At 63.2% G+C, this 20213-nt stretch carries 20 protein-coding genes and 1 tRNA gene; 10 read left to right on the forward strand and 11 right to left on the reverse strand.

Annotated features, from left to right (window positions below):
- Positions 1-6: 6 nt before the first annotated feature.
- Positions 7-1980 (reverse strand): threonine--tRNA ligase, encoded by a 1974-nt coding sequence (thrS, locus tag AC0L2L_RS27740; protein ID WP_473583024.1) that lies wholly within the window; start codon positions 1978-1980, stop codon positions 7-9.
- A 165-nt stretch (positions 1981-2145) separates the two neighbouring features.
- Between thrS and AC0L2L_RS27745 the strand changes: the two genes are divergently transcribed.
- On the forward strand, positions 2146-3039 hold the full coding sequence (locus tag AC0L2L_RS27745; protein WP_473583026.1) for an SAM-dependent methyltransferase: 894 nt from the start codon (positions 2146-2148) through the stop codon (positions 3037-3039).
- A 6-nt stretch (positions 3040-3045) separates the two neighbouring features.
- On the opposite strand, the gene blaOXA is transcribed toward AC0L2L_RS27745, so the two are convergent.
- Positions 3046-3858: a class D beta-lactamase gene (blaOXA, locus tag AC0L2L_RS27750; RefSeq protein ID WP_473583028.1), complete on the reverse strand. Its 813-nt coding sequence runs from the start codon at positions 3856-3858 to the stop codon at positions 3046-3048.
- A gap of 145 nt (positions 3859-4003) precedes the next feature.
- Complete coding sequence (yidD, locus tag AC0L2L_RS27755; protein ID WP_473583030.1) at positions 4004-4378, reverse strand: membrane protein insertion efficiency factor YidD; 375 nt, start codon at positions 4376-4378, stop codon at positions 4004-4006.
- A gap of 313 nt (positions 4379-4691) precedes the next feature.
- On the opposite strand from yidD, the gene AC0L2L_RS27760 reads away from it, so the two are divergent.
- Positions 4692-5600, forward strand: a complete 909-nt coding sequence (locus AC0L2L_RS27760; protein ID WP_473583032.1) for a LysR substrate-binding domain-containing protein — start codon at positions 4692-4694, stop codon at positions 5598-5600.
- Here the strand turns inward: AC0L2L_RS27760 and AC0L2L_RS27765 are convergent.
- Entirely contained in the window at positions 5597-6043 is a 447-nt protein-coding gene (locus AC0L2L_RS27765) for an iron-sulfur cluster assembly scaffold protein (protein WP_040981567.1), read from the reverse strand. The genes AC0L2L_RS27760 and AC0L2L_RS27765 overlap by 4 nt on opposite strands.
- A 236-nt stretch (positions 6044-6279) precedes the next feature.
- Here AC0L2L_RS27765 and folE point away from each other — a divergent pair, with 236 nt between their 5' ends.
- From folE to AC0L2L_RS27780, 3 genes are all read left to right on the forward strand, one after another.
- On the forward strand, positions 6280-6909 hold the full coding sequence (gene folE / locus AC0L2L_RS27770; RefSeq protein WP_473583034.1) for a GTP cyclohydrolase I FolE: 630 nt from the start codon (positions 6280-6282) through the stop codon (positions 6907-6909).
- Between the two features lie 116 nt (positions 6910-7025).
- Positions 7026-7484 carry a phosphoribosyl-AMP cyclohydrolase gene (hisI, locus tag AC0L2L_RS27775; RefSeq protein ID WP_473583182.1) on the forward strand — a complete coding sequence of 153 codons (459 nt, stop codon included), beginning with the start codon at positions 7026-7028 and terminating at the stop codon, positions 7482-7484.
- 84 nt (positions 7485-7568) lie between these two features.
- Entirely contained in the window at positions 7569-8534 is a 966-nt protein-coding gene (locus tag AC0L2L_RS27780) for a patatin family protein (protein WP_473583036.1), read from the forward strand.
- A 16-nt stretch (positions 8535-8550) separates the two neighbouring features.
- Here AC0L2L_RS27780 and recJ read toward each other — a convergent pair whose 3' ends face one another.
- The 6 genes from recJ to AC0L2L_RS27810 all read right to left on the reverse strand — a co-directional run bounded on the left by recJ (position 8551) and on the right by AC0L2L_RS27810 (position 14952).
- Entirely contained in the window at positions 8551-10335 is a 1785-nt protein-coding gene (gene recJ / locus AC0L2L_RS27785; RefSeq protein WP_473583038.1) for a single-stranded-DNA-specific exonuclease RecJ, read from the reverse strand.
- 5 nt (positions 10336-10340) lie between these two features.
- Positions 10341-10565, reverse strand: a complete 225-nt coding sequence (locus AC0L2L_RS27790) for a DUF6434 domain-containing protein (protein WP_473583040.1) — start codon at positions 10563-10565, stop codon at positions 10341-10343.
- Between the two features lie 99 nt (positions 10566-10664).
- A complete protein-coding gene (gene glpX / locus AC0L2L_RS27795) occupies positions 10665-11648 on the reverse strand; it encodes a class II fructose-bisphosphatase (protein ID WP_027167329.1) in 984 nt (327 codons plus the stop codon).
- A gap of 179 nt (positions 11649-11827) precedes the next feature.
- Positions 11828-13141, reverse strand: coding sequence for a homoserine dehydrogenase (locus tag AC0L2L_RS27800; protein ID WP_027167328.1), 1314 nt, complete (start codon positions 13139-13141; stop codon positions 11828-11830).
- Between the two features lie 144 nt (positions 13142-13285).
- Positions 13286-14503 carry an LL-diaminopimelate aminotransferase gene (locus tag AC0L2L_RS27805; RefSeq protein WP_473583042.1) on the reverse strand — a complete coding sequence of 406 codons (1218 nt, stop codon included), beginning with the start codon at positions 14501-14503 and terminating at the stop codon, positions 13286-13288.
- A gap of 41 nt (positions 14504-14544) precedes the next feature.
- Entirely contained in the window at positions 14545-14952 is a 408-nt protein-coding gene (locus AC0L2L_RS27810; RefSeq protein ID WP_473583044.1) for a hypothetical protein, read from the reverse strand.
- Between the two features lie 97 nt (positions 14953-15049).
- Here AC0L2L_RS27810 and phaC point away from each other — a divergent pair, with 97 nt between their 5' ends.
- The 5 genes from phaC to AC0L2L_RS27835 all read left to right on the forward strand — a co-directional run bounded on the left by phaC (position 15050) and on the right by AC0L2L_RS27835 (position 19280).
- Positions 15050-16885, forward strand: coding sequence for a class I poly(R)-hydroxyalkanoic acid synthase (gene phaC, locus AC0L2L_RS27815; protein WP_473583046.1), 1836 nt, complete (start codon positions 15050-15052; stop codon positions 16883-16885).
- A 325-nt stretch (positions 16886-17210) separates the two neighbouring features.
- A complete protein-coding gene (locus AC0L2L_RS27820; RefSeq protein ID WP_473583183.1) occupies positions 17211-18368 on the forward strand; it encodes a YcbK family protein in 1158 nt (385 codons plus the stop codon).
- Between the two features lie 154 nt (positions 18369-18522).
- Positions 18523-18597, forward strand: a tRNA-Glu gene (locus AC0L2L_RS27825).
- Between the two features lie 155 nt (positions 18598-18752).
- Positions 18753-18986, forward strand: coding sequence for a hypothetical protein (locus AC0L2L_RS27830; protein WP_473583048.1), 234 nt, complete (start codon positions 18753-18755; stop codon positions 18984-18986).
- 27 nt (positions 18987-19013) lie between these two features.
- Positions 19014-19280, forward strand: coding sequence for a hypothetical protein (locus tag AC0L2L_RS27835; protein ID WP_473583050.1), 267 nt, complete (start codon positions 19014-19016; stop codon positions 19278-19280).
- Here AC0L2L_RS27835 and AC0L2L_RS27840 read toward each other — a convergent pair whose 3' ends face one another.
- On the reverse strand, positions 19281-20195 hold the full coding sequence (locus AC0L2L_RS27840; protein ID WP_473583052.1) for a hypothetical protein: 915 nt from the start codon (positions 20193-20195) through the stop codon (positions 19281-19283).
- Positions 20196-20213: the final 18 nt, after the last annotated feature.

The following is a 20213-nucleotide window of genomic DNA, read 5'->3' on the forward strand; positions in this document are numbered from 1 at the left end:
GGAAAGTCAGGCGGCGCGACGCTTGCGGTCAGGCGAGACCGCCTCGTCGGCCAGGGATTTCACCGCATCGTCGAGCTTCTGCGATTCCTGGTCGCGGGAACCCAGCCGGCGGACATTGACGGTTTCTTCTTCCGCTTCGCGCTTGCCGCAAACGAGGATCACCGGCACCTTGGCCAAGGAATGCTCGCGCACCTTGTAGTTGATCTTCTCGTTGCGCAGATCGGCTTCGGCCAACAGCCCTACCGCCTTCAGCCGCTCGACCACCTTCCTTGCATAGTCATCCGCATCGGAGGTGATGGTCGCCACCACCACCTGCAGCGGCGCGAACCACAGCGGGAAGTGGCCGGAATAGTTCTCGATCAGGATGCCGAGGAAGCGCTCCATCGAGCCGCATACCGCGCGATGCACCATGACCGGCTGCTTCTTCTCCGAATCCGAGCCGATATAGAAGGCGCCGAAACGCTCCGGCAGGTTGAAGTCGACCTGGGTGGTGCCGCATTGCCATTCGCGGCCGATCGCGTCCTTCAGCACGTATTCGAACTTCGGGCCGTAGAAGGCGCCCTCGCCCGGATTGATCGAAGTCTTGATGCGGTTGCCGGAGCGCGTGCGGATCGTCTCCAGCACGTTGCTCATGATCGCCTCGGCATGATCCCACGCCTCGTCGGTGCCGACGCGCTTGTCCGGACGCGTCGACAGCTTCACGGCGACCTCGTCGAAGCCGAAATCGGCGTAGGTCGAAAGGATCAGGTCGTTGATGCGCAGGCATTCGGCCGCAAGCTGCTCCTCGGTGCAGAAGATATGGGCGTCGTCCTGCGTGAAGCCGCGCACGCGCATCAGCCCGTGCAGCGCGCCCGATGGCTCATAGCGATGCACATTGCCGAATTCCGCAAGCTTGACGGGCAATTCGCGGTAAGACTTCAACCCGTGCTTGAAGATCTGCACATGGCCGGGACAGTTCATCGGCTTCAGCGCGAAGACGCGGTCGTCGTCGGTGTCGTCACCGGCGACCGTCACCTTGAACATCGCGTCGCGATACCAGCCCCAATGTCCCGAGGTCTCCCACAGGCTCTTGTCCAGGACCTGCGGCGCGTTGACTTCCTGGTAGCCGTGCTCGTCGAGGCGGCGGCGCATGTAGTTGATCAGGTTTTGCACCATCTTCCAGCCCTTGGCGTGCCAGAAGACGACGCCCGGCCCCTCCTCCTGGAAATGGAACAAATCCATCTCGCGGCCGAGCTTGCGATGGTCGCGCTTTTCGGCTTCCTCCAGAAGCGTCTGGTAGGCCTCGAGCTGCGCCTGGTCGGCAAAGGCCGTACCATAGATGCGCGTCAGCATCGGATTGTTGGAATCGCCACGCCAATAGGCGCCCGCCACCTTCATCAGCTTGAAGGCGTTGCCGATCTGTCCGGTCGAAGCCATGTGCGGACCGCGGCAGAGATCGAACCAGTCGCCCTGGGCGTAGATCTTGAGATCCTGGTCCTCGGGAATAGCGTCGATCAGCTCGAGCTTGTAGCGTTCGCCCTTTTCGGCGAAGACCTTCTTCGCCTTCTCGCGCGACCAGACTTCCTTGGTGAACGGCTTGTTGCGCGCGATGATCTCGCGCATCTTCTTCTCGATCACCGGGAAATCATCCGGCGTGAACGGCGCATTGCGCGCGAAGTCGTAGTAGAACCCGTTCTCGATGACCGGCCCGATGGTCACCTGCGTTCCCGGCCAAAGCTCCTGCACTGCCTCGGCCAGCACATGTGCGGCATCGTGGCGGATAAGCTCCAGCGCGCGCGGATCATCGCGGGTGATGATCTCGACCTTGCCGGATTTGCCGAGCGGATCGGAAAGATCGCGAACGGTGCCGTCGAGGCTGTAGGCGACAGCCTTCTTCGCCAGCGACTTGGAAATCGATTCGGCTAGGCCGTCACCGGTCAGCGCCGCATCGTAATCGCGGACGGAGCCATCGGGAAATGTCAGGGAAACGGAATTCGGCATCAGTGTTCTCCTATCCAGTCCCGCAAACGAGCGCGGGTGGTAAAATGCATGTCGCAGGATGCGGCGCGGCATGCAGAGGGTTAGCCGGAGGCATCCAGCAGCGGCGCGGTTTTAGAGGCAGTGTCGCGTCAGGTAAAGAGCGGCCGTCAGGAAATGTCGCCGGCGATGTCGCAGGCGCCTCGCGAAGGGCTTGTGAACGCAACGCGGCGCGGCTTGTATAGAAGCATGGAAGACGCATCCCCCAGCCGAACCGCCCTTCGCGTCGCACGCTTGCGGGCGTTGCATCAGTTTTCGCACCAGGCCGCGCTGTTTCGCGATCCCTATGCGAGCGCAATCCTGGGCGATGCCGCACCCGTGCCAAAGGAACTCCAACAGGAAGACGAGCATAGCCGCCGCATGCGCCTGTTCGTGGCCGCACGCGCGCGCCTCGCAGAGGATTGGCTGGCGGCAGCGGTGGGGCGCGGCGTTCGCCAGCTCGTCGTGCTCGGCGCCGGGCTCGACACGTTTTCGTTGCGCAATCCCTATCCGGGCCTCACGGTCTTCGAAGTCGATCACCCGGCGACGCAGGCATGGAAACGCAAACGCATCGCCGAAGCCGGTCTGGCCGAACCACCCGGCGCCATTTTCGTGCCGGTCAATTTCGAGCGGCAGCGCTTGGCCGAAGAACTGGCCGAGGCGGGCCTGAAAGCGACCAAACCGGGCTTCTTCATGTGGCTGGGGGTCGTGCCTTATCTGACGCAGGATGCGATCTTCACCACGTTGTCCTATATTGCCGGCATTCCGGGCTCCGAGATAGTGTTCGACTACAGCGAACCGGCCGAGAACCGCGACAGCGTGGGACAGGCCGCCCTGGCCTTCCATGCGGCGCGCGTCGCGGCCGTCGGCGAACCCTGGATCAGCTTTTTCGTTCCCGATGAATTGACGAAGTCGCTCACCGACCTCGGCTTTGACGAAATCGAGGATCTCGAAAGCGGCGAGATCGCCGCCCGTTTTGCCAGGTCCCCCGGCTCCCGAGGCAATTCCGGCGGGCACATCCTGCGCGCCCGCCGGAGCGTCTGAGAGAAGCTACTTCACCAGCTGCGGCAGATCCTTCAGGAAGGCCGCTCGCGTTGCGAGGCCCTTCGGGTTGTCGGTACGCTTGGCATCCACAACCAGTCTTGCAAAGACGATGCGGCGGCCGTTCTTCTCGGCCCAGCCGACGAACCAGCCGAGCGAGCGCTTGCCGTCCTGGCCGAGCCTCGTGCTGCCCGTCTTGCCTTGCACGGTCCAGTCCCCCGCCGCGAAGGTCGGCAGGATCGCCTTTGTCATCTCATGCGCCTTCGCCGACACCGGCATCTTGCCGGCGAGCAGCTGGCGCAGGAAGGCGGTCTGCTCGACCGGCGATATTTCGAGCGAGGAATTTATCCAGGATTGCGTAAGCCCGTTGTCCTTGCCGGCATCGCCCGAGACATCCTTGTTGCCGTAGCCAAGTTTCGACACATAGAAGGCAAACTTTTCAGCGCCGAGCCGTCGCGTGATCTCACGCGAGTACCAGACGATGGAATCGCGTTCCCAGATCGTCGGATCGACGGTCTTCCGGTCGCGCTTTGCCGCCTTGAACTCCGGCTTGTAGTCCCAGCTCGGCGTGTGCTGATCGCTCAGTATCCCGGCATCGTAGCCGATCAGCGCAAGCGGCACTTTGAAGGTGGAAGCCGGGCTGACGCGCTTGTCGCAGACACCATCCTGATAGAGCGTCTCGCCGCTTTGCTGATCCTGGATCAGTGTGCAGTGGATGTCGTCGAGCGGCGCCGATTGCGCCCGCACCGGCAGGCCCAGCATCCAGGCCAGAAGGAAAAGGACGATGGCAAAAATGAAGGGATAGCGGTCCATCTGGCGCATGGCGAAGTCACTCCTGAACGGGATTGCAGGCAGCGGCTTAGCGGCGCGTCTTGTCTCGATTTTGTCTCAAATTGGCAGTGTTTGTGCAGCTTCGCGTTAACCCTACCGGATCGTAAAAACTCGCTGATCCGTGACCGCGAAGCAATCAGATTCCGGGTTGGCCGCGCCTTTTGCCGATCCGCCAGTAACGCCACGGCATGAACCAGACATAGCGCGCAGCAAGCGTCTCCGGCACGCGGTCTATACCATGCGTTCCGAACGGCCCGCAGCGCAAGATTCGGAACAGCCCCATCCAGCCGCCGGCCCACAGACCGTGACGGGCGATGGCCTCATGCGCATATTCGGAACAGGTCGGCAGGTGCCGGCAGCTGTTGCCGACAAAGCCCGAGAGCGTCAGTTGGTAGAGGCGCACGAGCGACGTGCCCAGGATGCGCCCAGGCGTCTTGCGCCACGGCCCCGGCCAGTTGCGCCCGTGCTGGGTCGGCTGGATGCCATGTGTATGTCCAGGATGGTCGCCCATCTGTCTCCGCGGCCTGTTTCACTGCGCGATAGATGTGGGCTTTGGCGCTGAAACGCAATGTTTCTTCTTCCCGTCATGGCCTGTAGCGGCGCGTGGGATGCCTATCGGCCAACGGTGCGTGGTGGCAGCGATGGTCATCGCAACCGCGGCGCCGGATCCCGTGCCACTGGAATGTCGCGATCCGCATGACCTCGTTCAGAATGTCCAGAAACTGGTACATGGCAGCGCTCCTTTGAACGCCGACTAGACTGCTGCTGGTCTTCCTCCTCAAACGAGTATAATTTCCGCCTCGGATAACTTGAGGTTATGCGAGATGAAGCGAGGACGGCTGCCGCTCACGGCGCTCAGGAGCTTCGAAACGGCCGGCCGGCATTTGAGCTTCAGCCGGGCGGCCGAGGAGCTTTATGTGTCGCAGGCGGCGATCAGCCGCCAGATCAGGGAACTCGAGGCCTTGATCGGCCGGCCGCTTTTCGAACGGCTCCATCGCAAGGTTGAGTTGACCGAGGCGGGAGAGACCCTACTCGGTCAATTGACAACCAGCTTTGACGATATCGATCGCCGTCTATCGCAAATTGTCAGCAGGCCAGATCACAGTCCGCTACGGGTCAGTGTCGAACCGTCTTTTGCCGGAGAGTTTCTCATTCAGCGTCTCAATTCATTCAGGCAACACTATCCGCAGATCGACATCTCGGTCGATGCAGAGTCTCGCCTTATAGAATTTCGGGGCAACGAAGCAGAGCTTGCCATTCGCTACGGAGCGGTAGCTCGCTCATGGCCGCGCACACAGGCAAAGCATCTGGTTGATGTCCTGGTAACGCCGGTCCTGGCTTCTGGTCTGCTCGCATCCGGAGTTCCGCTGGCGACACCTGCCGACCTGCAGCACTACACGCTGTTGCATGACTACAATCGTGATGGCTGGGCTAGATGGTTTCAGGCGATGGGCCTTCCGGACCTCGCGCTGCAAAGAGGGCCGCTATTCACCGATGCAGCGCTTGCCATGCAGGCGGCGAAGCTCGGGCATGGTGTCGCCTTGGGCGATCGAATACTGAACGGCGCGGACCTACGGGCGGGCCTCCTTATACGGCCCTTCGAAATGGAAGTGCCATTTGGCGCGTACTGGCTTGTCGCTCCTGACCTTCAGCATCTCAGCTGGCCGGCGAAAGCCTTTTCAGACTGGCTCGTCGACGAGTTGAGCGACAATCCCGGAGAAGGCAAAACTTAGGCGGCCTGTCCGGCGCGCTTCTTCTCGATCTGGCCGATCGCATCGACCACGGCGTCGAAGGTCAGCATGGTCGAGGCGTGGCGCGCCTTGTAGTCGCGCACCGGTTCCAGATATTTGAGGTCGGCGAAACGGCCTTCCGGCGGCGCGCCGTTCTCCTTGAGCATCTTCAGCATGGTTTCGCGCACGGCGCGCAATTCGTCGGCGCTGGCGCCGACCACATGCTGCGCCATGATCGACGACGAGGCCTGGCCGAGCGCGCAGGCCTTCACGTCGTGGGCGAAATCGGTCACCACATCGCCGTCCATTTTGAGGTCGACGGTGACGGTAGAGCCGCACAATTTGGAATGCGCCCTGGCCGTCGCGTCGGCATCGTCGAGCCGGCCGATCCGCCCTATGTTTCCGGCGAAGCCGAGAATTTTCGCATTGTAGACGTCGTCGATCATATTTTTCCAATCCGTCGCCGCCCAGCGAACAGGCTTTGCCGCTCTCGCGTCTTCCTTTCGCTCAGCTACAACCATATATAATGGTCGCAGTCGGGCATCGACAAGGCGACTACAAACCGTTGTCCTTGCCCATACGTTCACGCCGCTTGCGGGATGGAAATGGGCGATTTTCACCCAAAAGGTCGTGGTCCGTTCAACTCGTTCCACCTTTGAGTGGGACTACGGGAGACGCCTTTATGGATGCCGTCATCAAGAAAATCATGCCCCCCTCCGACTATATGGACAAGCCCGTCACCGACCGGCCGAGCGAGGCCGAGGTCGAAGCCGCCGTGCGCACGCTTTTGCGCTGGACCGGCGACAACCCGGACCGCGAAGGCCTGGTCGACACGCCCAAGCGTGTCACCAAAGCCTTCCGCGAGATGTTCAACGGCTATGACATGTGCCCGGCCGACGAGCTTGGCCGCACCTTCGAGGAAGTTGCAGGCTATGACGATCTCGTCATCGTCAAGGACATAAACTTTCATTCGCATTGCGAGCACCACATGGTGCCGATCATCGGCAAGGCCCATGTCGGCTACCTGCCGGACGGCAAGGTCGTCGGCCTGTCGAAGATCGCGCGTGTCGTTGACATCTTCGCGCATCGCCTGCAGACGCAGGAAGCGATGACGGCGCAGATCGCCGGCGTCATCCAGGACGTGCTCAATCCGCGCGGCGTCGCCGTCATGCTCGAAGCCGAGCACATGTGCATGGCCATGCGCGGCATCCGCAAGCAGGGCTCGACCACGCTGACCTCGACCTTCACCGGCGTCTTCAAGGACACGCCCGAGGAACAGGTGCGCTTCGTCACCATGGTGCGTGCCGGCTGATCTGCCGGCCGTCGCCGGCCCATCAGACCATGATCCCGAACCGAAGGACCGCGTCAGCGAAAATTGGAGACCGGTTTTCGGATAAGATCATGGTCAACCAGAAAGATGGACCGGCGATGTCGGCACTGCAATTTCCCGAAGCCCCGTCAGACAAGAAAGCGCTGGAGGAAGGCGCCGTTCTTTCCCCGCGCTTCGATGCCGCGGGCCTCGTCACCGTCGTCGTCACCGATGCCGGCGACGGCATGCTGTTGATGGTCGCGCATATGAACGCCGAGGCGCTGGCGCTCACGCTCGAGACCGGCATTGCCCACTACTGGTCGCGCTCGCGCAACGCGCTGTGGAAGAAGGGCGAGACCTCCGGCAATTTCCAGCACGTCGTCGAGATGCGCACGGATTGTGACCAGGACGCGATATGGTTGAGCGTCAAAGTGTTGGGCCACGACGCAACTTGTCACACCGGCAGACGTTCCTGCTTTTATCGGATGGTGGGGCTCAGCGACGGCAAGGCGGTGCTTGCCGACGACGGCAGCAAGCCGCTGTTCGATGCGGACCAAACGTATCGGAAGCCGGTGTGAACCATTCAATATTCACAAACCACTCACATTCACTATTCTCAAATATCCTTGCGGTAGAAGGGATATGGGACAAGGGAGATCATGATGCTCGAATGGGCGTCATTGCGCAGCAGACCTGACGTTCGGGAGGCCAACGGCCCCGCATCGTCCGGCGGCGCGTCTGAGCAGAAATCTCAGAAGAAAACCGGCATTTCGCTGGCGCTCGGCGGCGGTTGCGCCAGGGGCTGGGCTCATATCGGCGTGCTGCGCGCGCTGGACGAGGCCGGCATCGAAGTGTCGATGATTGCCGGCACCTCGATCGGCGCCCTGGTCGGCGGCTGCTACCTCGCCGGCAAGCTCGACGAGCTGGAAGAGTTCGCCAGAAGCCTGACCAAGCGGCGCATTTTCGGCCTTCTCGATCTCAATCTGCGCGGCAGCGGCCTGTTCGGCGGCCTGAGGCTCGATCAGCGCCTGCGCGAGCACCTCAATGGTGCCCGCTTCGAGGATTTGCCGAAACCCTTCGTCGCCGTCGCCTCCGAAATCCGCACCGGCCATGAGATCTGGCTGTCGAGCGGCTCGCTGGTCACCGCGATGCGCGCCTCCTATGCGCTGCCGGGCGTCTTCGAGCCGGTAGCTTGCAATGGCCGCATGCTGGTCGATGGCGCGCTGGTCAATCCGGTGCCGGTCTCGGTCTGCCGCGCTTACGAGCAGCCGCTCGTCGTGGCGGTCAACTTGCATTACGACCTGTTCGGACGCGCCGCCGTCATCAAGCATAGCGCCGGCGAGCTTCTCGTCGAGAGCGATGCGCCGCGCCCCGGCCAGGTCAATCCCCAATCGCACCAGACGCGCCTCGGCATCACCGGCGTCATGGTCGAGGCCTTCAACATCATCCAGGACCGGATTTCGCGGGCAAGGCTCGCCGGCGATCCGCCCGATATGTCGCTGCAGCCGAAGCTCAGCCATATCGGCCTGACCGAATTCCATCGCGCCGACGAGGCGATCAGCCTCGGCTACCAGGCGACCAAAGCGCAGATCAACGAGCTGACCCGGCTGCAGTCCGTTCTGGTGTGATTTTCCCAGTTCGTTGTTACGCCAGCGCCGCATCGCTGATGCGAAACTGCACCGTGCGGTTGCCGTTCCAGTAATTGCCCGACAGCGAGCCGGCGATGTGCACCGTCCTGCCCCTGTTCCTGAACAGGAATTCGCCGAGCGCCGTGTCGACGGCACGGAAGGCGATCGCCTGGATGTTGCCGCCGCTTTGCGACTGCAGGTCCACTCGAATGTGGTTGGTGCCGACCGCACGTGCGTCGGCGAGCCGGTGACGCGGCAGCACGAACACCGGCGCAATGTGTCCGGCGCCGAACGGGCCGGCCTTCTCCAGCGCGTCGAGCAGCGCGATCGTGGCGCCCTCGGCCGCCAAAGCGCCGTCGATCGCCAGGCTTTCCTCGTTCTGCAGCCGGAAAACGTCGGCCGCGGCGCGCTCCTCGAAGAAGGCGCGCAGCTCGCCGAGCTTGGCGCGCTCGACGGTGATGCCGGCCGCCATTGCATGGCCGCCGCCTTTGACGATCAGCCCGGCATCGGCCGCCTCGCGCACCAGCCGCCCGAGGTCGAAGCCGGTCACCGAACGCCCTGACCCCGTGCCGATGCCGGTCGAATTGAAGGCGATGGCAAAGGCGGGCCGGCGCGCATGGTCCTTGAGCCGCGAAGCGATCAGCCCGACGATGCCTGGATGCCAGGTGTTGCTGGCGGTGACGATGACGGCCGGACCATTGCCGCCGGCAAGCTCCGCATCGGCTTCGGCGCGCGCCTGCGCCAGCATCTCCTGCTCCATCTGCTGCCGTTCCTGGTTCAGCCGGTCGAGCGTCTCGGCAATGCTCGCCGCCTCGACGGGATCGTCGGTGGCTAAAAGCCGGCCGCCGAGCGCTGCATCGCCGATGCGGCCGCCGGCATTGATGCGCGGTCCAATCAGGAAGGAAAGATGGAAGGTGTTGATCGGCTCGCCGATGCGCGAGACCCGCGCCAGCGCCGCCAGCCCCTCATTCTTCTGCTGGCGCGCCACCTGCAGCCCCTTGACGACGAAGGCGCGGTTGACCCCGGTGAGCGGCACCACGTCGCAGACCGTCGCCAGCGCGACGAGGTCGAGCAGCGAAAGCAGATCGACCGGCGCGGCGCTCGGAAGCCTTTCGCGCAGCACCTTTGCCGTCTGGACAAGGCACAGGAAGACGACGCCGGCGGCGCACAGGTGCCCCTGTCCCGACAGGTCGTCCTCGCGATTGGGATTGACCACGGCGTGCGCCGCCGGCAGCGGGCCGCCTACCTGGTGATGGTCGAGCACCACGACATCGGCGCCGGCTTCTCTGGCCGCGTCGATCGAGGTCGCGCTATTGGTGCCGCAGTCGACGGTGACGATCAGCTTCGCGCCGCGCGAGATCAGCTCCCGCATCGCTTCCGGATTGGGTCCGTAGCCTTCGAAGATACGGTCCGGGATGTAGATTTCGGACGGCACCGAAAAATGCGTGAGAAAGCGCTTGATGAGCGCCGACGAGGCGGCGCCGTCGACGTCGTAGTCGCCGAAGATCGCCACTTTTTCGCCGGCCACAATCGCATCCGCCAGCCGCGCCGCCGCTTTGTCCATATCGGTCAGCGATGCCGGATTCGGCAGAAGCTCGCGAATGGTCGGATCGAGGAAGCTCTCGGTCTGCTCCACGCTGACGCCGCGCCCGGCCAGCACCCGCGCCACGATATCGGGCACGCCATGGCCCTGCGCGATGGCCAAAGCGGCCATATCCTGCCGCTCAGTCAGCCGGTGTTCCCAGGAAACACCGGTCGCCGACTGCCTGACATCGAGGAAGAACCGTTTCTCGCCCGCCAAGAAAACTACGCTTTCCGCTTTTCAGCCTGGCGGCGGAGCCATTCGTCCGCCGCATCACCCATGGTCCTTTCCGTACCATCCTTGAGCCAGGCCATGAAAGGGCGGTCGAACCTGAATGCACTGCCGCATTCGCGCGTGAGAAAGCGGCGCACATTCTGGGTGTTGCGATAGGATTTCGTGATGGGAGTGGCACGCGAAATCGGATCCGCGTGCCAGTCGAACGCCTTCATCGTCAGATCCTTGCGGCCAGTATCGTTGTCGCCGAAATGGCTAACAACTGCGGTCCGGCCTCGCAAGGGGTTCACCGTTTCCGTGAAACGATGAGCCCTTTAGAACTTATCCAGATCCTGATGTCTGGCCTTGATCTCGCGCACCGTGCGCGAAGACGAGCGCAGCACGATGGTGTGCGTGGTGATGAAGGTGCGGCCGAACTTCACCCCGTCGAGCAGATTGCCGTCGGTGACACCAGTCGCCGCGAACAGCACGTCGCCGCGCGCCATGTCCTGGGCGCGATAGACGCGCTTCGGATCGGAAATGCCCATCTTTTCGGCCCGCGCTACCTTCTCCGGTGTGTCGAGGATCAGCCGGCCCTGCATCTGCCCGCCGGTGCAGCGCAAAGCAGCGGCAGCCAGTACACCCTCCGGCGCGCCGCCGGTGCCGAGATAGATGTCGATGCCGGTCTCGTCCGGATCGGTGGTGTGGATGACGCCGGCGACGTCGCCGTCGCCGATCAGCCGGATCGCGGCGCCCGTAGCGCGCACGGCGTCGATCAGCCTGGCGTGACGCGGCCGGTCGAGGATGCAGGCGGTGATGTCGGAAACGGCCACCCCCTTGGCCTTGGCCAGGTTGGCGAGGTTCTCGGCCGGTGAAGCGTCGATGTCGATCAGCCCTTCAGGATAGCCTGGGCCGATGGCGATCTTGTCCATGTAGACGTCCGGCGCGAACAGCAGGCTGCCCTTTTCCGCGATGGCGATGACCGCTAGCGCATTGGGCAGGTTCTTGGCGCAGATCGTCGTACCTTCGAGCGGATCGAGCGCAATGTCGACGGCCGGGCCTTTGCCGCTGCCGACCTCTTCGCCGATATAGAGCATCGGCGCCTCGTCGCGCTCGCCCTCGCCGATCACCACAGTGCCCTTGATGGCCAGCCGGTTGAGCTCCTGGCGCATCGCGTCGACCGCCACCTGGTCGGCGGCCTTCTCGTCGCCGCGCCCGCGCAGCCTTGCAGCCGCGACCGCGGCCCGCTCGGTGACGCGCACGACTTCCATGGTCAGGATCCGGTCGAGACCGGCGGCGATGTCTTGGGCGATGTTCATGGATGGGCATTCCTCTGTTTGCTTCGAGCAATTCCAGAACGGTTGAGCATCGGAATTGATCCGCCTCCCGCCAGAGGCCGGCTTCTTCTGGCAAAGCTCCATGACAACGGCAAGACTTGCCGGGTGATTTTTCGAAATGACAGCAAAATCAATCGATTGAAGGTGGAATCGGACTGGTTTTATTCCGCCCGCTCGATGCGGATCACCTGCGGCTTGTCGGTCAGATGACCGTCCTTGGTGATGCCTTCGACGGCCTTGCGCACCGCCGCTTCCGTCGTCTCATGGGTGACGAGGATCACCGTCTTTTGCGCCTGTGTTTCGGTGCCGGCCGCCTGCTGCACGATCGATTCCAGCGAGATGTCGTTGTCGGCCATGCGCTTGGCGATGGCCGCGAAGACACCGGTGCGGTCATGCACGGTAAGGCGGATAAAGTAGCCGCCGGCATGGCTGCGCATCCGCGCCTTCTTGTAAGGCTTCAGTTCCTTCGCCGGCCAGCCGAACACCGGAGCGTGCTGGAAGCCAGGCCGGCTCTTGGCGATATCGGCAATGTCGCCGATCACCGCCGACGCGGTGGCGTTGCCGCCGGCGCCGGGGCCTGAAAGCAGCAACTCGCCCAGAATGTCCGTCTCGATCGCCACGGCGTTGGTGACGCCATGCACCTGCGCGATGACTGACGCCGTCGGCACCATCGTGGGATGGACACGCTGCTCGATGCCGCTGTCGGTGCGCTGCGCGACGCCGAGCAGCTTGATGCGATAGCCAAGATCGCCGGCCGCGCGGATGTCGGCCTGGGTGATGTTGGAGATGCCTTCCATGTAGATGTCGTTGGCGGCGATCTTCGTGCCGAAGGCAAGGCTGGTCAGGATCGACAGCTTGTGCGCGGTGTCGTGGCCTTCGATATCGAAGGTCGGATCGGCCTCGGCATAGCCGAGCCGCTGCGCGTCCTTCAGGCAGGCGTCGAAGGAGATGCCTTCGGCTTCCATCCGGGTCAGGATGTAGTTGCAGGTGCCGTTGAGGATGCCGAAGACACGCGTCACCGCATTGCCGGCCATCGCCTCGCGCATCGTCTTGATGACCGGGATGCCGCCGGCCACCGCCGCCTCGTAGTTGAGCAGCACACCCTTCTTCTCGGCGATCTCGGCCAGCTGCACGCCGTGCTTGGCAAGCAGCGCCTTGTTGGCGGTGACGACATGGCGCCCGGCCTCGAGCGCCGCCTTCACCGACAGCCGCGCCGGCCCTTCGTCACCGCCGATCAGCTCGACGAAGACATCGATATCGGCCTTTTCAGCCATCCTGACGGGATCGTCGAACCATTTCGCGGCGCTCAGATCGATGCCGCGATCGCGCTTCGGATCGCGGGCCGAAACGGCAGTCACCACGATGTCGCGGCCGCACTGGCGGGTGAGCTCGGTCGCCTTGTCGCGCAGCACGCGCGCCACCGAGGCGCCAACCGTGCCGAGGCCGGCAATTCCAATACGCAACGCTTCAGCCATGTCCGGCGACGCCCCTCAACCAGAGCAATTCCGGGAAAAGCGCGAAGCGGTTTTCCGTTCGGAATTGCATAAAAACAAATAGTTAGAGCAGGCCGGTGATTCCGGCAAACGCTGAGCTGCCCTAGCGAAAAATGTCAGGCAAACTCAACGCCGAACGGTAAGCGGCACCACATTGTTGGGCTGCTTGGCGGTCGAGGTCAGGAAGCGCTTTATGTTGCGCGCGGCCTGGCGGATCCGGTGCTCGTTCTCGACCAGCGCCAGGCGCACATAGTCGTCGCCATGCTCGCCGAAGCCGACGCCCGGCGCCACCGCGACATCCGCATGCTCGATCAGCAGCTTGGAGAATTCGAGCGAACCGAGATGGCGGAACTGTTCGGGGATCGGCGCCCAGGCGAACATCGAGGCGGCCGGCGCGGGAATGGTCCAGCCGGCCCGGCTGAACGAATCGACCATCACGTCGCGGCGCTTGTGGTAGACCTCGCGCACCTCGGCGATATCGGCGCCGTCGCCATTGAGCGCATGCGCCGCCGCAACCTGGATCGGCGTGAAGGCGCCATAGTCGAGATAGGACTTCACGCGCGTCAGCGCCGAAATCAGCCGCTCGTTGCCGACCGCGAAGCCCATGCGCCAGCCGGGCATGGAAAAGGTCTTCGACATCGAGGTGAACTCGACGCAGACATCCATTGCGCCCGGCACCTGCAGCACCGAAGGCGGCGGATTGCCGTCGAAATAGATCTCGGAATAGGCAAGATCGGACAGGATGATGATGTCGTTCTTCCTCGCGAAGGCGACCACGTCCTTGTAGAAGTCGAGCGAGGCGACGAGCGCCGTCGGGTTCGACGGATAGTTGAGGATCAGCGCCAGCGGCTTCGGGATCGAGTGGCGAACACCGCGTTCGAGCGCAGGGATGAAGCCATCGTCGGGCTCGACCTGCAGCGAGCGGATGACGCCGCCCGACATGATGAAGCCGAAGGCGTGGATCGGATAGGTCGGATTGGGGCACAGGATGACGTCGCCGGGCGCGGTGATCGCCTGCGCCATGTTGGCGAAGCCTTCCTTCGAGCCAAGCGTCGCCACCACCTGCGTGTCGGGGTTGAGCTTCACGCCGAAGCGGCGCTGGTAATAGTTCGCCTGGGCGCGGCGCAGGCCCGGAATGCCGCGCGAGGACGAATAGCGATGGGTGCGCGGATCGCGCACCACCTCACACAATTTGTCGACGATGGCTTTCGGCGTCGGCAGGTCCGGATTGCCCATGCCAAGGTCGATGATGTCGGCGCCGCGCGAGCGGGCGCTGGCCTTCAGCCGATTGACCTGCTCGAACACGTAAGGCGGAAGCCGGCGGACCTTGTGAAATTCTTCCATTTCAGTTCCAGACCATCAAAGTTTCGGCGCGCGATATAAACCTAATTGCAGCTAGGGTCGAGGGCAGGGTCGCATTTGCCCTCGATCTGCTTCAGCGTGTCGGCGCCATGCGTCTTGGCGAGCGTGTTGAGCGCCGCCGAATTCGCCGGTGCCTTGACGCTGCCACCCTTGGCAATCTGCGCTTGTTCCTCGGCCTTGAGCTGGGCGAGGTTCGCCGCGGTCTCTTCCTTGGTGAGCTGCTTGGCGGCCACCTGCGGGGGGACGTTGAGGTTCGGATAGGAGCCTGTGTCCTTCGGACCATCGCTCAAGGCCGTCGGCGCCGCGTTGTTCGTGCCGGTGCTCGTGCAGCCGCCCGTGGGCAGCAGCACGCCAACCAGCCCCGCCACTGCGGCCATGCGGCAAATCGAACCCACGCCGAGAAAAAAAGTCCCGCCGACATTAATCGTCATATTGTTTTCCTGGCAGCCGGGTTAGAGCGAATTGGACCCGGTCAGATGTCCCATGGTAATATGTCAAGAAAACGCTCCGGGAGGAACCCCGCGAACCATGTCCAAACCTGACGATTCGGACAAAGCGGAGAATGGCGGACCTTCGACCGTCGAGCAATATCTGGTGAAGGACCCCGAGCGCTTCGCCCTGAACATGGCGCGCATGATCGAGCAGGCCGGCAAGGCGGCTTCCGCCTGGGCCGAACCGCGCGAGAAAGGCGAAGTACGCGATCATGTCGCCGAACCCGTCGTCGACATGGTCAAGACCTTCTCCAAGCTCTCGGAGTACTGGCTGGGCGACCCGCAACGCGCGCTCGAGGCGCAGACGCGGCTGTTCGCCGGCTATATGACCGTCTGGGCGAACGCCATCCAGAAGGTCACGCCTAGCGCCGAGGCTCCCGGCGACGCGGTCAGCCCGGAGCGCGGCGACAAGCGCTTCCAGGACCCTGAATGGGGCCGCAATGCCTTCTTTGATTTCCTGAAGCAGGCCTATCTCGTCACCTCGCGCTGGGCGAACGAGCTTGTCGAGCACGCCGAGGGCCTGGACGAGCACACCCGCCACAAGGCGAGCTTCTACGTCAAGCAGGTGTCGAACGCGATTGCGCCGTCAAACTTCATCCTGACCAATCCGGAGCTGTTCCGCGAGACCGTGGCCTCGAACGGCGAGAACCTGGTGCGCGGCATGAAGATGCTGGCCGAGGATATCGCCGCCGGCCGCGGCGACCTGAAGCTGCGCCAGGCGGACTACGCGCCCTTCGAGATCGGCAAGAACATCGCCACCACGCCCGGCAAGGTCATCGGCCGCAGCGATGTCGCCGAGATCATCCAATACGATCCGGTGACCGAAACCGTGCTGAAGCGGCCGCTGCTGATCTGTCCGCCATGGATCAACAAATTCTACATCCTCGACCTCAACCCGCAGAAATCCTTCATCCGCTGGGCGATCGAGCAGGGCCACACCGTCTTCGTCATCTCCTGGATCAACCCGGACGAGCGCCACGGAGCCAAGGGTTGGGAAGCCTACATCCGGGAAGGCCTGCAATACGGTCTGGACATGGTTGAGAAGGCGACCGGCGAAAAGGAAGTCAACGCCATCGGCTACTGCGTCGGTGGCACGCTGCTTGGCGCGGCCCTCGCGCTGTTGGCGCAAGAAGGGGACCGCCGCATCAAATCGGCCACCTTCTTCGCCACACAGGTCGACTTCACCTATGCCGGCGATCTCAAGGTCTTCGTCGACGAGGACCAGATCGCCGCCGTCGAGCGCTCGATGAGCGAAAAAGGCTATCTCGACGGCACCAAGATGGCGACGGCCTTCAACATGCTGCGCTCGGGCGACCTGATCTGGCCCTATGTCATCAACAACTACATGCGCGGCAAGGAGCCCCTGCCCTTCGACCTGCTCTACTGGAATTCCGATTCCACGCGCATGGCGGCGGCCAACCACTCCTTCTATCTGCGCAACTGCTATCTCGAGAACAATCTCTCGCGCGGCACGATGGAGCTTGCCGGGCGCACCGTCTCGCTGGCCGACATCACGATCCCTGTCTACAACCTGGCCACGAAAGAGGACCACATCGCGCCGGCGCTTTCGGTGTTCCAGGGATCGCAGTTTTTCGGCGGCGACGTTGAATATGTAATGACGGGGTCCGGCCATATCGCCGGCGTCGTCAACCCGCCTGCCGCCAAGAAATATCAGTACTGGACCGGCGGCAAGCCGGTGGGCGACTTCAGCACCTGGCTTGCTGCCGCTCACGAACACCAGGGCTCCTGGTGGACGCACTGGCAGCACTGGATCGAGAACCAAGACAACATCCACGTACCTGCCCGCAAACCCGGCAAGCGTATGAAAACCTTGGGAGATGCGCCGGGCACCTATGTCAAGGTGCGTGTGTAACGGACTGTAATGTCTGGTGAGTTGACGGGCCGCCAAAACAGGGCGAAATGGAGGCGTCAATCGTTTCACGGCCTCAAATCACGTTCCGACGCTGAATAATTCCGAGGCTTGCAGATTCGACACACGTCCCGTTCCGGTTGGGAACTGGGGGGTTATCGCGACGCGGTGCTGAAGCGGCGTAGCGATGACGAACCGACCGGATATCGAGGGGGAATTTATTTTGAAATCAGCAGGTTGGCGTCTTGCACGAAGGGAAAGTCGCAGCATTGCGGCGGCGCTTTTCTCCGTGCTTCTGGCCTCCTGCACCTCGACCAGCGACCCGACGATGTCGGTCGTTTCGCCCGCCTACAATTCAACCGCCAGCGAAATGAGCGCGACATCCAGCGCCAAGACCGCGACCGCGGCCGATTCGTCGCTTCAGGCATCCGCGCCCGCCGAAGCGGCCTCGACCGTGATGAGCGAGGGCGACAAGCCGCTGCCCGAGAAGGTCGCCTATGTGCCGGAGACGCGGCCGGGCGGCACCTTCCCCGTCGCCATCCCTGCCGGCGCCCAGGCCATTGCCGGCAGCACGCCGCAACCGCTGGTTCAGCAGGCGCAAACCGCGGAACAGACACAAGCCGTCGCCCAGCGGGCCGGCGCCGGCGATGCCGCCGCCGTTGCATCGAAGGCGCAGGCGACCACGCAGGCCATGAGCAATGGCGTCTATGTGACCGCGAGCGAACCGGCGCAGCCGCAGATCGCCGCGCCGAAGAAGAGCCTGTTCGCCTCGCTGTTCAGCACCACGCCGGCCTCCGCCGCGCCCGCGCCGCTGATCAACAACGCGCGTTCCGGCGACCAGCCCGCCGCGCAGGCCAAGACCACGCCGCCGGCCAAGCCGATCGTGACGCTGGCCTCGGCGACGCCGGGCGAAAAGCCCGCGCAATTGGCCTCGCTCGACGACCCAAGCTATCACATCACCGGCGCCGACGCCCTGCCCGGCGTACGCCAGACCGCGCTGTTCGAGATCAAGCGCAAGTCCGGCATCGACGACGAGAGCGACGTCGACCTCAACGAGGATGAGGGCAGCGGCGGGTCCTACCAGGTGGCGTCGGCCGCCGGCATGGCAAGGCTCGCGCCGAACGGCCTTTTGAAGCAGAACGAAAGCGTCGACGTCGCTTGCCTCAAGCCGTCGCTGGTGCGGGTGCTGAAGACGATCGAGGGCCATTTCGGCCGCAAGATGATCGTCACCTCCGGCTATCGCGATCCCTCGCGCAACCGCCGCGCCAACGGCGCCAAGAATTCGCTGCACATGTACTGCGCCGCCGCCGACATCCAGTTGCCCGGCGTGTCGAAGTGGGAGCTGGCAAGCTATGTCCGCTCGATGCCCGGTCGCGGCGGCGTCGGCACCTACTGCCACACCGAATCCATCCATGTCGACGTCGGCCCCGAGCGCGACTGGAACTGGCGTTGCCGCCGGCGCAGCGGCGGTGGCGAGGACGGCTGAGCCCGCCTGCCCTTCGGCCGCCTCCGCACGCGCGCAACGCAATTTTTCGTCTAAAAGTCACACGTTTCACGGCGCCGTGAAAAAAGTTGTCGCATGTGGCTGCGGATGGGTTGCCGGTTGGCAACAACGCAATTATAAGCCGCTTCGTCTGAGCGCGCCCATCGTCTAGCGGTTAGGACACCGCCCTTTCACGGCGGTAACAGGGGTTCGATTCCCCTTGGGCGTACCAGTCTTTTCAAGCACTTAGCTGCTGTCTATCTCAAATCATCGAATATTGGACGAATAAACGCCTGCGAACTTTGGTGGACAAAGCATGCCGCAGCCGCCTTGCAAACCGTTGATTTTCCCAAGGGTTTCCTGCGACACTCGGCTAGTCCGCGCGACATGAAACGCGACATAGAAGGGGGAACAATGCCACGACCGCCGATAGCCGACATCGAGGAAATGAAGGGCTTTCTGGAAATGCTTGAGCACGCTCGCCTAGAACTGGTCGAAGCGATCATCGCCCAAAGCGACAAGGGCTACGACGATCGAGACCTAGAAAAGCTCGCCCTTCATGGGAGCGCGATTCAATCGGTGAAGAGCGCGATTGCCTTTAGCCAAAGCTTCACCGGCTAGGTCATTCCACCGGAGAGATGGGGAAGAATGAAGAAAGATCGAAACGGCTTTGACATCGGCGACGACGGGAACATCAGTGTCCGACCGCTTATGGGTTTCAGCCTCGTGCAGGTAGATGGCATGTTCTGCATCGCTAGACTGGAATACCCGCAGACGCCGGCCGACATGAAGTCGGGCAATCTGTCGGCTGTTCAGTTGACACTCACGCCCGTTCAGTTGCGCGAACTGAGCGCTTCGCTGTTGCGAGGAGCGGAGAAGCTAGAAGCCACTCCACACCCGACAACACCGCAATAGCTACTCCGCCGCCTCGCACTGGAAACTGCGCGGCTTGCGGCTATAGGAGCGGTACTTGCACTCATCGCCGCAGAAGCGCTGCGCGTTGCGGGATTTCGGTCGGAACATCCTTTGACAGCACTCGCACTGCTTTTCCGGCCGGCTGAACGCCAGCGCCGTGCAGGCGCGGCCGCAGAATTTCGCATCTGCATAGCGAGGGTAGAACATCTCGCCGCACTGGAGGCAGGGGCGATCCCGGAGACGCCGTTGCGCCATGGCCCGCGCGGCATTGCGGCAGGGATCGCTGCAGTAGGACATAGGCTCGGCGCGCCGGTCGAGATGAATGAACATCTTGCCGCACCAAGCGCAATCGCGTTGTGCGGTGGCCTTCTTTTCCCGCAGCGCGGCCCAGTGCGCCATGATTTCGGCCTTGCTGCGCTGGAAGCCATGCCTGGAGCCCATTTTGGCATGGTGGCGACCCAGACATTCGGACGAGCAGTATTTGCGCGGCCTGCCGTTCAGGCCGATGATGACAGGCCGGCCGCAGTCGGTGTTGGCGCACCGCGTGTGCTCGGCCGTGGCCTCCTCGGTGTAGGAAATCTGCCCCGCCTGCCAGGTCGGGCGGATGGCGCCGATCTGGCGCAACGCGGCGCCCACGACATCAGCGGCGGCAGTGTCGGCGGAGGTCCAGTCCCAGCCATCGATGCAAAGCGCACTGCGGATGCCATGTCGACACGGGCCTTCGAAAGCAAAATGCGTCGGCAAGCCGGTCCGCAGGATGTCCGCGACGCTCTCGACTAGGTGCTTATACCGATCGCGATTGAGTTGCCGCAGCTTCGGCTTTGCGGCGGCGATGCGCTGGCGGCGCATCTTCTCGTCGCTCTCGGCCTGGATCTTCCGAAGGTAGAGGTCGGTGTAAGGCGTCCGCGCGAGCATGGCCGGTCCCCGCTATTT

The organism is Mesorhizobium sp. WSM4832 (assembly GCF_055811115.1).